Genomic DNA, 13,914 nt, shown 5'->3' on the forward strand with positions numbered 1-13,914 from the left:
CTCTACCTAACTAAAACTCACTTTCAATTTCGCGATTTTTTCTTTCTCTATATGAAGCTGCGTTGGGATTTTGAGAAAGTTTTTGTTCTCTATCCTGCAAAATATGAGATCTTACACGAGAAATCATAGCTTTATCACTTGAATTAATATTATGACCATTGAGGGTAGTTGCTCTTTGGCGAAGTTGATTAGCAGCTTCACGCTCTTCATAAACATATTGATCATCAAGTGCTGTTGTTGGGTCATCAATAGCAAATTGGTCCTGCATATTTGCAAGTGTTTGGAGTCGCTCGGACATCACTCTTGCTTCTATTTCGGCAATTTTCATTTTAGATGTAAAATCGCTTCTGGCTTTATCACTACCATGTATTCTTTTGTAATCGTCCCAATCAGAAAATTTGTTCTCTTCTTTCTGAAATTCCGGATAAACTACTCCTCCTCCAACATCTGCTGCCGCATTATAAGCAGCGGTAATTCCAACATTGGTTCCTTTTTTTCCATTAGAAAGTAATTTTTCTTGCGAAGCATGATCATTATCCGCAACAAACAAAATCACGCGATCTGGATATTTATCACGCATTACTCTACCTACATTTTTTAAATTTCCAGAGTCAAAAGCCGCTACAACTGGCATATGAGTCATTTGTGCTACAGAAAAAGCTGTTGCATATCCTTCCACAATAAGGATAGGATTTTCTAAATCATTATTAAGGGCGGATATTCCTACATTATTAGAACCTACAATCGTAAAACACTCATGTTTTTTCCCATCTTTCATAAAAGATTTAAAAGTAGGATTAACCGTCTGAAGGGTACTTAAATTATTATTTTTATCCCATATTGGAATAATTAAATCACCTGCCAAAAATGTGCGGATATTAGGATTGCTTTTTTTTATTATTTTTGCTTCCTCAACTGATTTTGCAACTCTCACCCCTTGTTTTTTAATGTCCTCTGGAAAATCATCTGGAACCTCTCTTAAATCACTCGTCTGATTTATACCTTTAAGCTTACAATATGCATTATCTGGAGTTGCTATTTTACTAGCCTCCCATATTTGTGATGAAAGTATCGCTGCTTTATTTTGTTTTTCTGCAATCTCTTTTCTTAAAATTTCTTGTCGCTCTTTAGCTTCTATGGCTAATCTTTTTTTTTCTTCTAAAGATAAAGGCGCCGCAGACTTTTCAGGTTTCCAATAAATTTTGTCACCAGTGCGAAAATTTTGAATATAGCCACCATCCAATGAGGAATAACCAATATAAGCCCCACTCTTTTGAGTTTTTTTATCATTTTCAACGGAAACTCTATGCAATTTTCCATCCATAAGTGGATTCTCAACAATTAAACCAGCAGAACGAAGCGCCTCCTTGAACTGTTGTTCTATCGGCAAAGTTGTGTTTGGTTCTGCATCTCCATGAGAAAACCTAGCAAAACCTTTTTCAATTAAATTTGTACCAGCAGGAACATACCAAGATTTTGCATCTTTATCCCACTTAGCTCCAGCGGCTTTTGCATCTTCTTTTTGTGAATAAGGAACATTCAAAAAAATCTTTTCTGTATTAGCTAGTTCACGATCAGTGTTTATCGATATAAATGACTCTTTCTCAGCCTCAACAACTTTGACTGTTTCTAATCCTATTATGAAATTTTTGATTTTTTCTGCTTCAAAAGCCGCTCTAAAAATTTCTTTTGGATCATTCTGCATAGCTTCAATCCATGAAGAAACATAGGAAGCGTTATGACTTGGATCATAACCTATATTCAATTCCTCTCCAATCATAAAGGAGGCAATAGTTGTTCGAAGCTTTTCTTTGGCATATCCAGAAGACCCAACAGGATACATCATGTCACGATTAAGTCTTGAAAAATGTCCAGTCCAATGTCCAAGTTCATGTAATGCTGTAGCATAAAAATAATCACTTGAATCAAATTGAGATTGTTTTGGTAAAAAAAGAGTATCATTATCACCACCACGATAGAAAGCATGATTTCTATCATCAATATCAATTTTTGCGCCTGATGCGGTTAAAAGTGCTTTTGCTCGTGCATGTCTTACCTCTTCCGATAAAATAGGACGTGGTTCCAATGGAGGTAATCCATCAATTTGTTCACCATTAAAAACTTTTGCTAAAAAAATACGGGGGTAAGAAAGTTTTTCAAACTTCTCATGTTTTTTTCCATCATCATCATAAAAAGAGACCTTTTCATTCTGTTTCCAATAAATAATATCCGTACTTTTCATACCTTTTTTAATTCTACAGTCCATTTCATTTGCCTGCTGATATGTAAGCCAACGTGGATCAGTATATTTTTGGCTTGCAAGCCAAAGATTATTAATACCATTATAATTTTTACCTGTTTGTGGATTATAAGGAGATCTCACACATCCGGGAGGTAATGGTTGCTGCCATGGTGCTGCTCCTTGTTGAAGCAGTTTAATAAAATAATCTGTTACTGTTTTTGCATAATCAAAACTCATCACTCCCCCCTATATCATTAAAATTATCAATTTCAGATGGATCTGTAATACACGACGAATCCCAAGCGTCTTCTTCTGAAAGGGCTGTTTCTAAAAAAACTCCATAGCTTTCTGCTTCTTCTGAATCCAACTCAACTTGTATTCCGGGTATAAAAACATCATTTAAAACTGTAGAAATTACATGACATACTTGTATTCGCGCTTTTTTCATTATTAAAATCTCAATTCTTAAAAGTTAAAATGGGTTTAGCAGCACCGATAATATTCATAATCGAAACAGCTCCAAAATAACGACTATCAAAACTTACAGGATCAAAACTTGAAACAAACCAAGCATATCCTTCTTCAACAAGGTATTTTCCATTTGGCATACTTGATATCCCCCCTCTTCTTTGGCTATTTTTCAATAAATGACCATTAACACTGATACCTTTTTCAGTTATGTTAATCACATCACCAGAAAGAGCTACTAATGGTTTCAAAAAAGGAACAGACCCGCTAGGACAAGCTCCAGATTGAAGATATCCTTTTTCAATAAACATCTTAACGATAGGTACATCTGGAGGACAAACCTCCATAAGCTCCCCCCTTCGTACTTCTTTTTGAAAATAATTAACTTTCCAAAGACCTACAGGCGCCGAATGCGAATAATTAATTCTGAACCCTTGGGAAACGGCAAATAGAAAAAAACATGCAAGCGTAATAGTACATAAAGTAAGAATGGCCATAGCTTTTTTCATGAGAGAACAAAGCCTTTCTTATCTTCTTTGCTTTTATTTCTCTCATGCAAACGATCTGTAGCAGGAGGAGAAATTTTTGACCTTTCTGAAAAAACTGGATCTAAAAAATAAAGAATTTGTGTTCCTCTAATGACGCTATTTCCAGCTACAAAAATAAGCATTTCCCCAGGTTCAACAATATTCCCAGAATTATCTTTTTTTGCTCCAGGCAGGCGCATGATTTCATCGGGCGTCATCAATGGGCGGCGTGTTTCTTCATAAGACGTTGAAACCTGTTCAAGTGCCATACCAAAACGTTTTCCAGAAGTGGAAATCTTTTCGCGAACAACCGTCGTCTCTCCCGCCATTTTACTCATCCATTCGGCTGTTTCGACTTTATTAGGAGCGTAAGCAATACGAATATGACAATTTGAAATAATACTTTCATTTGTAGTGTAAGCTTTGTAGAGCTGTTGCACATCTTGAGTGATGATATAAGCTTTAAGCCCGTACCCAGCAATGTAGGCAAGAGCCTTTTCAAAAATTTCCAATTTTCCCAAAGTTGGAAATTCATCAAGCATTAAAAGCAAACGATGTTTGTGATTGGTTTTGGATCTTCCATCATCAAATTCCATGCGATCTGAAAGAGAAAGAACCATTTGGGTCAATAGCAATCGTGCTAATGGTCTCATTCTATCTAAATTACGCGGCGTTGTAATGAAATACAGTGAGACGGGATCTTCTGTATCCATCAAATCACTAATATAAAAATCACAATATTTTGTGTTTTCACCAACAATAGGATCACGATAAAGAGACAGAGCATTATTTGCCGTCGAAATAATAGACCCTAACTCGCGTGCTGGTGTTCCAGCCATACGACGACCAACACCGTTGATAACAAGTTTTGCTTCTTTATCTGCATCCTGAAATAGAGGATCATCACTTTTTATATCAAGATTTTCCATTTCATGAAACAAACTAGAAAGCGCTTTTGGATCACCGTCTTCATCAAAATCATCATTATTTTCAATAACAGTAGCAAAATCTCCTACTCCCGTTAACATGTGTGCACAATCTTGCAAACAAGGTATACGTCCAATTTTTTCTGCCTTGTAAAGAGCATGAAGAATGAGACCATTCAAAAGTTCAAAAGCCGCTGATCTAAAATGATCACCAGCAATCCCTTTTCCATCATCATCAATAACCATTAAGGCTATGTTTTGTGCATCCGCTACTTGATAACGTGTTCTGAAACGAATTTCTCCTAATGGATTCCATGAACATCCAACTTTTGGTTCTGCCGGATCAAATCTTAGGATCTTATTCCCTGCATACTTTTTCCGCCATCCAGCAGTCATGGCATAATTTTCACCTTTTGTATCAAGAACAAAAAGACTGTGTGGCCAACTCAAAAGAGTAGGTACTACTAAACCAACACCTTTACCAGAACGTGTAGGCGCTAAAGCTGCTATATGCTCTGGTCCATCATGACGCAAATAATGCAACATTCCTGTTTTTGGATCAGCAAATGCTCCACAATATACACCCTCTCCTTTTTTTTTATGTGGTATAAGCCCCATTTCTTGAATTTCATCAAAAGTTGCAAAATGCGCTGTTCCATGTAAATCATCGGTACTTTTGTTACTCCTTGAAGAAAAACCAGCCCAAAGAGTAAAACCAACAAATCCAATCAAAAGACCAGCACAAAAGAGAACAAATATTACATTACACTGACTAGGAGCATAATCATAAAATTTAAAAACCCAAGAAAACCAAGAAAAGGGCGAATACACTCCTTTAAAATTGGAACCAAGAGAAACACTATAATGAAAAGTATGTGCTAAATATTGTGTACAAAATTGATTAAGGAGAATAAAATATACAATGAATAAAAAGATAAATATCAATCGAGATTTTCTTTTGGGTATATGTGTAGATTGATTTCCCAATTTTCCCCCCTTATTCATTTTTAATGTATATATCAATATACTAAATATAAAAATATAATATCTCTTAAAGAGAATGACCTTTATCGCGCGCAAGATCTATACCTATAGCTTTTGCTTGCATTTTTTCGTAGAGTTTTCGCATCACCTTCATATTGTCCCTCCGCACATCAATGATTGATTTCTCAACAGATGTTAAACGCGCTTTGTCGAGATTACCCAATCGTGTATAATGAGATGCCATTGCTTGTCGCGCTTCATCATAAGGCAAACCACCTTTCCGATTTTTGGATAAACTATAAGCCTCATTTATCACCTTATATTGTACAGGATTACCAACAAGCACCACATGCTTCTTAACAACATCTATTTCAGTCAAAGCTGTTTTAAGGCTATTGGACATTGATTTGCTATTGGAGTACCTAAACAAATCATTTTTTATTATGCTACGCTCTATATCAAGAAGCGATGATAAATCCCCACTTTTTCCAACATTACGAATATAATTACACAAATCATTTCGTACATCACATAATCTCTTAGAGGCTAATGTATCATTGATTTTTTTCACATAGCCTTCTTCACGAGACAAAATCCGTTCTAATTTATTAGAAATAATGCCCCCCTATCATAACACCTTTGTCTAACCAATCTGGACCATATTCTTCATCCGCATTCTTGGTAGAAAATCCCATATCACGTATAAATTGCGCTCCATTTTGAGATCTAAGAAACAAAAGTGTGTGAGCTGGTAAATCAGCCATTGCTAACCATTCCCATGCTACTTTGTCATCACCAGCATGATCTGCTGCTTCTGATTCAGCAATGTAGATACATTCTTGATCTAAACCGCCTACTCGTAATTCCTCACGTTCATCATCAGTCATATAACTTTTTGGTAATTTCTTTTGCATAGAAAACTCCTTTTTGTAATGATTATCCATATTTAATTTAATATTTGAATATGATCAATTAAAATGCTTATGGTTTCTTTACACAAAATTGTTTTTTCAATCTAAGATAAGTGGCGTGAGAATTTTTAAAAAATCTCTACTAAAAATTAAAGCAGTCTTTTTTAAATTAATAAGGACGTGCTGCCATTGGATGACCTTGCCAAGCAGGTAAAATAATATCTTTTGTTACCATGACATTGAAATTATAACCAGGACGAATAATAATTGTTGGCTGAATACCTAGATTTTTACGTGTCATTTCAATACCGACTTCGCCCCATTGTCTACCAAGCTCTGCCGCTAACGTTTCTTTTGCTGTCTCTGTTTTACTATCATCATTACCTGTCTTATGTGTTTTTTGAGACAATTGTGAAGCTCCCGAAATGACAGAAAGTAAAAAAGCATTACCAAAGATTTTTAAATAATGATTATTAACCTTATCCTTAAATCCAGCATAACCAGACTGATCTGTCCCCGGCATATTCCCAAGAGATAAAGAAGAACCATCAGGATAAATAACTCTCGACCAAGCAATAAGCGCTCTTTTTTGACCAGTAGATACACGACTATCATATGTTCCTATCAGCCTCGAGCCCATAGGAATTAAAACATTTTGACCAGTAGCGGAATCGTAGATACTTTCTCTTACTTGAGCTATAATTTGTCCAGGCAAATCACTATTAATACCACTTATCATAACACTAGGAATAATGGTTCCAGCCTTAATCTCAAGACTTGCCTTGATAGCTTCTTGACGCGTATTTTTTAAATAAACTGCTGCTTCTGGAGATTGAGATAAAAAAGCAATTTTTTGTGATTGCATATTAGGATCATGTCCTCCATCACCATTGTACAACGATGAGTTAGCGGATAATCCAGATCGACCAAATAAATTTTCAAGAGTTGCTTTTTGCGGATCTTTATCTTGAACTTGAGACTGATTTTGCATCTTTGAATTGATTGTAAAAGAAACCATAGGATCAGAATCTAAAGCAGCCTCCATTTTAGCAAAATGCCTCTCTACAATATGTGTTAATAATCTCTTTTGTGTTTCATCTTCTTCATCTACAGTTTCATCGAGCGGCTTTTGTTCTGGATCTTTTGTTAGCAACTTCTTAGTTTCAATTGGTTTGGTTGACTGTGCTGGTAAGATCTCTGGTAATTTTGCTTGAACATAATCATCACCCTCTGGACGAATTGGCAACGGTGTTTCATCCACAAATAATTTTTTTTTGTTTTCTAAGACAACATTATTAGATTGCTGTCGCAACATAAAAGTATATGTAATACCAAGCAGAGCAAAAAAAATGATACCTATAGCACCTATAAAAGGTATATTGTTTAACCGCCGTACACCTCGTCCTTTGGGTTTTACAGAAAAAAAATCAGGAGATTCAGAAGGACTACTTTTTTGATCGTTTTTCACCCTTTACCCCCATCATCTACACGAGCAATAAAAGGAGCGGCTGGTACAATATTTCCAGTTTTTAAACGAACATAATGACGCGTTATTTCAGTTAAACCATATTGTGCCACCAATACTATACCTTGATCCAAGGGCATCACTTTGTAGGTTAAATTTATACCCATGTTTTTATGTTTTTCTGGTTGATCTGTATAAATTACACCATAGCCATTCCTTTGTAGAAGATTGACCAATAAAGATGTAAACTTATCTTCTGTATCATTTGTTTTTACAATAAATGTTGTAGTTGCAGGTGGTAAAGGATCTCTAAGATAGCGAACAAAATCACTAGTAATTAAATTTGCGTCATTCTCCGTAACATTTTGATCAACATAATTGACCAACAAAGATGAATGACGACTTATAGACGTGCAACCAACTGTCAAAGCAAGAGGTAACAGCAATAAATATTTTAACATTTTAACGCCCCCTAATAATTGTTACTCTCTGCTGAGAACTTCCTACACCAGAAATCATAGCTACTTTGCTAATAACGGCATCAACAACATATCTATTTCCAATAATGCGATAGTTTATTAATCTTTCACTAGGCTTTTTTAAGAAGCCACCATCATCACCAACAGCAATTAAAGCAGGCGCCATTCCTCTAATTCCATCACTAGGTAATTCAATGTAAGTTTTAAACCCATCTGTATAAACACGTCTCGGATACCATTTAATTCTTCGATCACTAATCGTGATACGAAAGTTAAAATCGAGAGCAGCTAAGTTTTGACCCGTTGGTAATGTAGTACGGCTTTTATCTGTAGCTGCTTTATACGCAGACCAATCTTGATCTGTATCATCAGGATAAATAAAAGAAAGAACAGGAATTGAAGAACTTTGCGTACTAGCAAGTTTGATCATATAAGTACGGCGATCCGTCGTAATAAAGAGATTTGTTGTTAAACCAGCATCTACAGGCTTTACAACAACATAAGTTGTTTCTGCTGCTCCTACACCACTTACCGTGGGACTAATTTTCCATCTTACAGTATCACCAGCATGGAGAGAATTTATAGTCTCTCCCGATTGTAACTGAATCGTGCAAACCTCTAATGGTGTACACACCAATGTAGGCAAAGTAGCTCCATAAAGATATCTAACACTGCCGTCGCCAGAATATATAGGTCTTTTGGGATTATTCTTCCATTGATTTGCTAATCTAATTCCCCATGCTTCCTTATCAGTAAGATGTATTCTTTGAGGAGAAACAAAATTAATATTGTGTGATACATCTGTTGCCAGAGCTTTTGATGTTACAAAAAACACTGTACTTATAAAAATAAATTTCTTAAACATAAAATTCCCGCTTTACGCTTTACTATGATTGTTTTTAAAGTCTTGGCGTCCATGCAAATTGTTTAACATATAACCCAATAGGGTTCAGCATCATTTGCTTTTCAGTTTTTGGTATTGCTAAAATAATTGTAGCGGTAGCTTGCCAAAGTTTACTATCAATAATAGCTCCTGATCGTGCTCTTTTCTTTTCAGTCCATTCAATTTGCCAAGTATCATTAGAAACAGGAACAATTGCATTAACTTGAATTTCTACTGTCTCCATTGAAGCACGTGAATAAGGATCATTTTGTTTATGATATTCAACAAGCATAGCATATGCTGGTGATTGAGGTAAGGTCATTGAGTATGTCTGGTTTATGAGATCTTCTTCTGCTCTCATATCAACATAAACAGTACGTGCCCCAATCAGCCAATTACGTAATGCCGCCCGAATATGGGTTGCATTTGGTTTAGAAGCAACATTTGCCTTTGATAAATGCGTTACCTCACCAACCGAATTGGTTTGCACTATATAAGGAACTATAGTTTCTTCATTTGCTTTCCAAATGAATGCCCCTACTGACATTGCAGTAATAATAATCATTCCAAAAGTTGCTAAACGCCAATTATTAGCGGACTTAATATAATCCCCATACCTTTCCATCCATTCTTTACGCGCTATAATATAGGGATTAGAGGGTTTGTCTTTTATAGAATCTTTGCTTGTTTTCACAGTCCCCCCTTAATTATAAAGTTAAACAGCTCTCTTTAAAGATCAATTAACTTTCTTATGAAACATTTTTCGTTGAATGTGAAGAAAACAATTCCGACTTATCCATAAAATAATTATCCAAAATCAAAAAATATATTTTTTTTAACTAAAAAACATACTTTAAGTCTCTACTTCTTTATCTGAAATATTTTTAACACTGTTTTTTGTAATCTTGACTTTTATGCCTTTTTTCCAATACCCAGCTTGAATAAAACCTCTCTTTGTAGTTTCCTTGACAAAAATTTTCTGATTTTTTTCAAAAAGAAGATAATTCTTTCCTCTAATTTTTCTACGCCCTACATAATTAAATATGGATTCTTCACCCTTCCATGCAACATAAGGGAAATTTTCAGTATATTTATTTCGCTCTTCTATCCACTCTTGTAGTGAATTATCAATGTTATCTCTGTTGTGTTGCTTCACTTCATTCTTTAAAGCATTTAAAATAGGATCATCAAAGACAACATTCATATTGTGAACACCGGCCAATTTAGCAACTTCTTGTTTAAATTCTTCTGTACCATTTAATACAAGTGGCTGATCTTTAAATTTTTCAACAGCAAGACTTAAAGCAATATACGCAGATCCAGTAGTAAACATTTGTGCATGAACTTTCTCACCAGCATCTATAATTGTCCCTCCATCAACAGTCCTATATAGAATATTTCCATTTTTTAAAAAATAAGGATTTAGATCTTTACGTAGAAAAGCACCTGTTTTCAAAGCCGTTTCCGCAGTTAATAAATTTTCAGACAAAATAGCGCGACGTTCATTCATGGAATGCAAAACATCCATAGCATCTTTATCACCAACATTTGCTTGCTGATGTAACCAATCGCGCCAATTTGGAAATTTATTTTCTTCCAATTTTTTTTTAATATTTTTCTGAGTTCTTCTTAACTCTTGCTGTTTAAGTGCTTTTTGTAATTTCAATTTATTCCGAAGCGTAGCACGTGCGCTTTTAGGCATTAATTTCAACAAAGAACTCTGTTGTTTATACCAAACAAAAATTTCATCATAAAAAGCACACTTCTGCATCCGTAATATTTGATATTTTTTCTGTCTTTCTAAATTACTTATCTTTTTCTGCTCTTCATACCGAGCGTATAAACGTGTCTTAGTTTTACTGCTTTTTCCATAAGGAAATGGTTTATATTGTTTATGCCCTGCTGGCATTACGACTCTATAAGGACCCATTATTTTTTCAAGAGAAGATAAAGATAATCCTCTATCACAACTGCTAGCTTTCACCCATAAATCAAGAAGAGGAGATCCTATAACTAATCCATTCCCTCGTTTTTTTATAACGAGACCATGATCGGCAAAACTTTCATGGAGTTCTGACCAATCTGTAAAATTAAATTCTTTAATTATTCTTCTCACATATGTTGTGAGAGATTCTATCCCTGTTCTGTATTCAAAATCTTTTCTTTTTTGCTGTTTCGTTTTTTCAATATCTGGGATTTCATCTTCAAGAAACTGTTTTTCGTTTCCATGTGGCGTATTGATCAAATTATATTCCTGTTCAATTTTTTGACAGGTTTTCATAAGTGTACGCTTATCAAAAAAAGGTTCATGATTACGAAAATTTTCGGGATTTATTTTATTGATGGCAATGTGAACATGGAGATTATCTGTATCTTTATGGATAGCAGAAATACGTTGATGATTTTCATAACCTAATGCTGCACAAAATTTATCTTCAATTGCATAAAGTATTTCTCTCTCTGGAGTTTCTCCAGCTGGAAAAGATAATACTAGATGATATGTTTTATCAGTCTTTGATTTTTTATTTTGATCTTGAGTTTTTAAAATAAATTCTGTTGCCATAATAGGGTCGTCTGTATGACAATTTGTAACTCTTACTGATGCTACCTTTTTACTATTTTGTATATTGCTATCAAGTATATAATCAGATGTAAGTTTCCAATCTCTTGGCAAAACTCCACCATCCAAATCCATAATATAACGAGCCAATCGTGCCATATTAGATGTTGCTTTTTTTCTTTCAACACGCTTAGCAATCATAGTTCGGATATTTTTTCAAAAATTTGTTTTTGGAGTTCACGAAATGCTACCATCATTTGATCTATATCTTTTGGTATTCCCCCTCTCCCGTTATTTGTAACTAACCATAATTTTAATAAACCAGCTACTCTCCCTAAATCGCCTTGTAACTTAGTGAGGTCCTTTACCGCCCCATAATCTATATTTGCTTTTACGGGTTCAAGCTGTCCAGTAGTGCGCAGATAAGTAGAAATAGACAAACCTGTCTGTTTTGCATTTTCTTCTATGCTTTCTTTTTCCTCAAAAGTGCACCAAACACTTAGTCTAAATTTTCTTGGCCGTGTCATTTTCCCCCTCTTAAATTGCGGATGCAATAAAACCTCGTAGAGCAAGATACGTTGAGCATTTTATGCGAATAAGTTGAGTAATGTTAGTTGCGTAGCGCTACATTACACATCTTGCCGTTTTCTGAAAGAAAAATTTTTATAAAACTTACCAAAATATCTCTTTAATTGACAATTTTATTTATTTTTTGTAAAGATTTGATAAATTTTGTAAAGAATTATAAAAAATTGGTAAGTTAATGAAACAAAAAACAGAATGGGGGAAAATGCGAATAGTCTTTCTAGCCAACAAAGATTTAATTTTAAAATCCATTAAAGAAGGGTATTCCCTAAAAGAAATTTTAAGAAAAAATCCAAATTTAAATATTTCATATGACGCCTTAGCATCATATGTGCGAAAATATTTTAAAAAGAATCTTGAGACTACTGCTGCATCAGATTTATCAGTAAAAACTCAATCCAAAGAATCTACTTCTGCTAATCCTATTACAACACAACAAAAATCACGTACATTTGTACACGATACAAACAAAAAATTAGAGGATATGATATGACAAATATTCACATGACCTTACAAGGTAAAGGAGGAGTAGGAAAATCATTTGTAGCTAGTCTTGTAATGCAATATTTACTAGAAAATAAAATAGACGCGAAAGGTATAGACACTGATCCTGTTAATCAAACTTTTGCTAACTATAAAAATTTTAATGTAAAGCATTTAAAACTTCTCGAGCAAAGCGTAATTATTCCGCGTAATTTTGATACTCTTATGGAAGAATTGCTTCATTCTAATTGTCAATATGTTATTGATAACGGAGCTACAACATTTTTACCTCTAGCCTATTATTTAAAAGAAAACGAAGCTTTTGATCTGTTGGCCGCTGCTAAAAAGAATGTAATTATTCATACAATTATCACTGGTGGACAAGCGCTGGCCGATACATTATCTGGATTATTTTCCATATGTACCCAAATTCCACAAACAGCAAATATTGTCGTTTGGAAAAATGAATTCTTTGGCCCCATTATAGCTAATGGAAAAAACTTTGAAGAAATGAAAGTATTTGAAGAAACTAAAGAAAGAATTTCTGCTATTGTTACAATTCCACAACAAACATCTAGCACTTTTGGGGAGGATATAAAAACAATGCTTGATAAAAAATTAACCTTTAACGAAATTACAAATTCAAACGAATTCAGTATTATGGCCAAAAGCCGCTTAGCACGCGTCAAAAGCATGTTATTTGACCAGATAGCTATTATTCCAGGAATATAAAATGTCCGTTGATATTGATGCCATTCGGCAAAAAATAACTAAAGAATTTAATCAACTTGTTCCACCAAATGATCCAATTCTCATGACTGTTTTTTTATCTGATATAATGCTGGATTCAGCTTTAAAAACACTTCACGAACATCAAAATCAAATGATCAATTACATTTTAACTGCACGTAATGCTATGGTAGAGGAAGAAAAAAAAACAGCTGGAAAATTAATAACTGAAGCAGCCACATATATAAACAAAGAAATCAACCAAGAAATGAGTAAAAACTTGAATTATATTTCTGAACAAATGAAATCATATGAAATCTCATTATCCAAAGTGTCTGCTATAAAATCAAGTGTAGATGATACTATGGAAAGATTTTTAAAAAAACTCAGAAATTATGGAATATTAATAGGTGCTAGTTTATTAGCAAATATTCTCTGTTTTTTTGCTCTTATAATCCATTATTATATAAATTAACATTTTTTAAATTACTTGAAAAAATTACAGACTTTTTAAAATCCTTATTCAGTGTTTATATCTCATGAAGCCGCATCTTTATGATACGGCTTTTTTTACACCTAAAAAGCAGGCGCCCCCCTCGCCTTTATCTTATTTACGCAACATCCTCATACTCATGACGATAATAATCATCTTCACTACCAAATCTTGGAATT

General features: G+C 34.2%; 15 protein-coding genes. 3 read left to right on the forward strand and 12 right to left on the reverse strand.

What is annotated here, in order from left to right:
• Positions 1–10: 10 nt before the first annotated feature.
• From ACFIK2_RS00530 to ACFIK2_RS00585, 12 genes are all read right to left on the reverse strand, one after another.
• Positions 11–2,479, reverse strand: a complete 2,469-nt coding sequence (locus tag ACFIK2_RS00530) for a zincin-like metallopeptidase domain-containing protein (RefSeq protein ID WP_375676774.1) — start codon at positions 2,477–2,479, stop codon at positions 11–13.
• Positions 2,469–2,690, reverse strand: a complete 222-nt coding sequence (locus ACFIK2_RS00535; RefSeq protein ID WP_208438664.1) for a conjugal transfer protein TraD — start codon at positions 2,688–2,690, stop codon at positions 2,469–2,471. The genes ACFIK2_RS00530 and ACFIK2_RS00535 overlap by 11 nt, the downstream gene beginning before the upstream one ends.
• Positions 2,691–2,700: 10 nt before the next feature.
• Positions 2,701–3,219, reverse strand: a complete 519-nt coding sequence (gene traF, locus ACFIK2_RS00540; RefSeq protein WP_375640488.1) for a conjugative transfer signal peptidase TraF — start codon at positions 3,217–3,219, stop codon at positions 2,701–2,703.
• The gene (locus tag ACFIK2_RS00545) at positions 3,216–5,150 is read right to left on the reverse strand and encodes a type IV secretory system conjugative DNA transfer family protein (protein WP_375676775.1); all 1,935 of its coding nucleotides are present in this window, start codon (positions 5,148–5,150) and stop codon (positions 3,216–3,218) included. The genes traF and ACFIK2_RS00545 overlap by 4 nt, the downstream gene beginning before the upstream one ends.
• A 64-nt stretch (positions 5,151–5,214) precedes the next feature.
• The gene (locus tag ACFIK2_RS00550; RefSeq protein WP_208438662.1) at positions 5,215–5,739 is read right to left on the reverse strand and encodes a hypothetical protein; all 525 of its coding nucleotides are present in this window, start codon (positions 5,737–5,739) and stop codon (positions 5,215–5,217) included.
• 16 nt (positions 5,740–5,755) lie between these two features.
• On the reverse strand, positions 5,756–6,061 hold the full coding sequence (locus ACFIK2_RS00555; RefSeq protein ID WP_375676776.1) for a hypothetical protein: 306 nt from the start codon (positions 6,059–6,061) through the stop codon (positions 5,756–5,758).
• 166 nt (positions 6,062–6,227) lie between these two features.
• Complete coding sequence (locus tag ACFIK2_RS00560) at positions 6,228–7,526, reverse strand: TrbI/VirB10 family protein (RefSeq protein WP_375676777.1); 1,299 nt, start codon at positions 7,524–7,526, stop codon at positions 6,228–6,230.
• A complete protein-coding gene (locus tag ACFIK2_RS00565; RefSeq protein ID WP_208438659.1) occupies positions 7,523–7,984 on the reverse strand; it encodes a hypothetical protein in 462 nt (153 codons plus the stop codon). Before ACFIK2_RS00565 ends, ACFIK2_RS00560 begins: the two co-directional genes overlap by 4 nt.
• 1 nt (position 7,985) lies before the next feature.
• Positions 7,986–8,867, reverse strand: coding sequence for a P-type conjugative transfer protein TrbG (gene trbG / locus ACFIK2_RS00570; protein WP_208438658.1), 882 nt, complete (start codon positions 8,865–8,867; stop codon positions 7,986–7,988).
• A gap of 34 nt (positions 8,868–8,901) precedes the next feature.
• Positions 8,902–9,579 (reverse strand): VirB8/TrbF family protein, encoded by a 678-nt coding sequence (locus ACFIK2_RS00575; protein ID WP_208438657.1) that lies wholly within the window; start codon positions 9,577–9,579, stop codon positions 8,902–8,904.
• 159 nt (positions 9,580–9,738) lie between these two features.
• The gene (gene traI, locus ACFIK2_RS00580) at positions 9,739–11,646 is read right to left on the reverse strand and encodes a TraI/MobA(P) family conjugative relaxase (RefSeq protein ID WP_375676778.1); all 1,908 of its coding nucleotides are present in this window, start codon (positions 11,644–11,646) and stop codon (positions 9,739–9,741) included.
• A complete protein-coding gene (locus ACFIK2_RS00585; protein WP_375676779.1) occupies positions 11,643–11,972 on the reverse strand; it encodes a plasmid mobilization protein in 330 nt (109 codons plus the stop codon). The genes traI and ACFIK2_RS00585 overlap by 4 nt, the downstream gene beginning before the upstream one ends.
• A gap of 236 nt (positions 11,973–12,208) precedes the next feature.
• On the opposite strand from ACFIK2_RS00585, the gene ACFIK2_RS00590 reads away from it, so the two are divergent.
• From ACFIK2_RS00590 to ACFIK2_RS00600, 3 genes are read left to right on the forward strand one after another with little or no spacing between them, the layout of a single operon-like run.
• On the forward strand, positions 12,209–12,523 hold the full coding sequence (locus tag ACFIK2_RS00590) for a TraK family protein (protein WP_375676780.1): 315 nt from the start codon (positions 12,209–12,211) through the stop codon (positions 12,521–12,523).
• Positions 12,520–13,245, forward strand: a complete 726-nt coding sequence (locus tag ACFIK2_RS00595) for a conjugal transfer protein TraL (protein WP_375676781.1) — start codon at positions 12,520–12,522, stop codon at positions 13,243–13,245. Before ACFIK2_RS00590 ends, ACFIK2_RS00595 begins: the two co-directional genes overlap by 4 nt.
• 1 nt (position 13,246) lies before the next feature.
• The gene (locus ACFIK2_RS00600) at positions 13,247–13,717 is read left to right on the forward strand and encodes a hypothetical protein (RefSeq protein WP_375676782.1); all 471 of its coding nucleotides are present in this window, start codon (positions 13,247–13,249) and stop codon (positions 13,715–13,717) included.
• Positions 13,718–13,914: the final 197 nt, after the last annotated feature.

The organism is Bartonella sp. AP88XZML, assembly GCF_042195565.1.
GTDB lineage: Bacteria > Pseudomonadota > Alphaproteobacteria > Rhizobiales > Rhizobiaceae > Bartonella.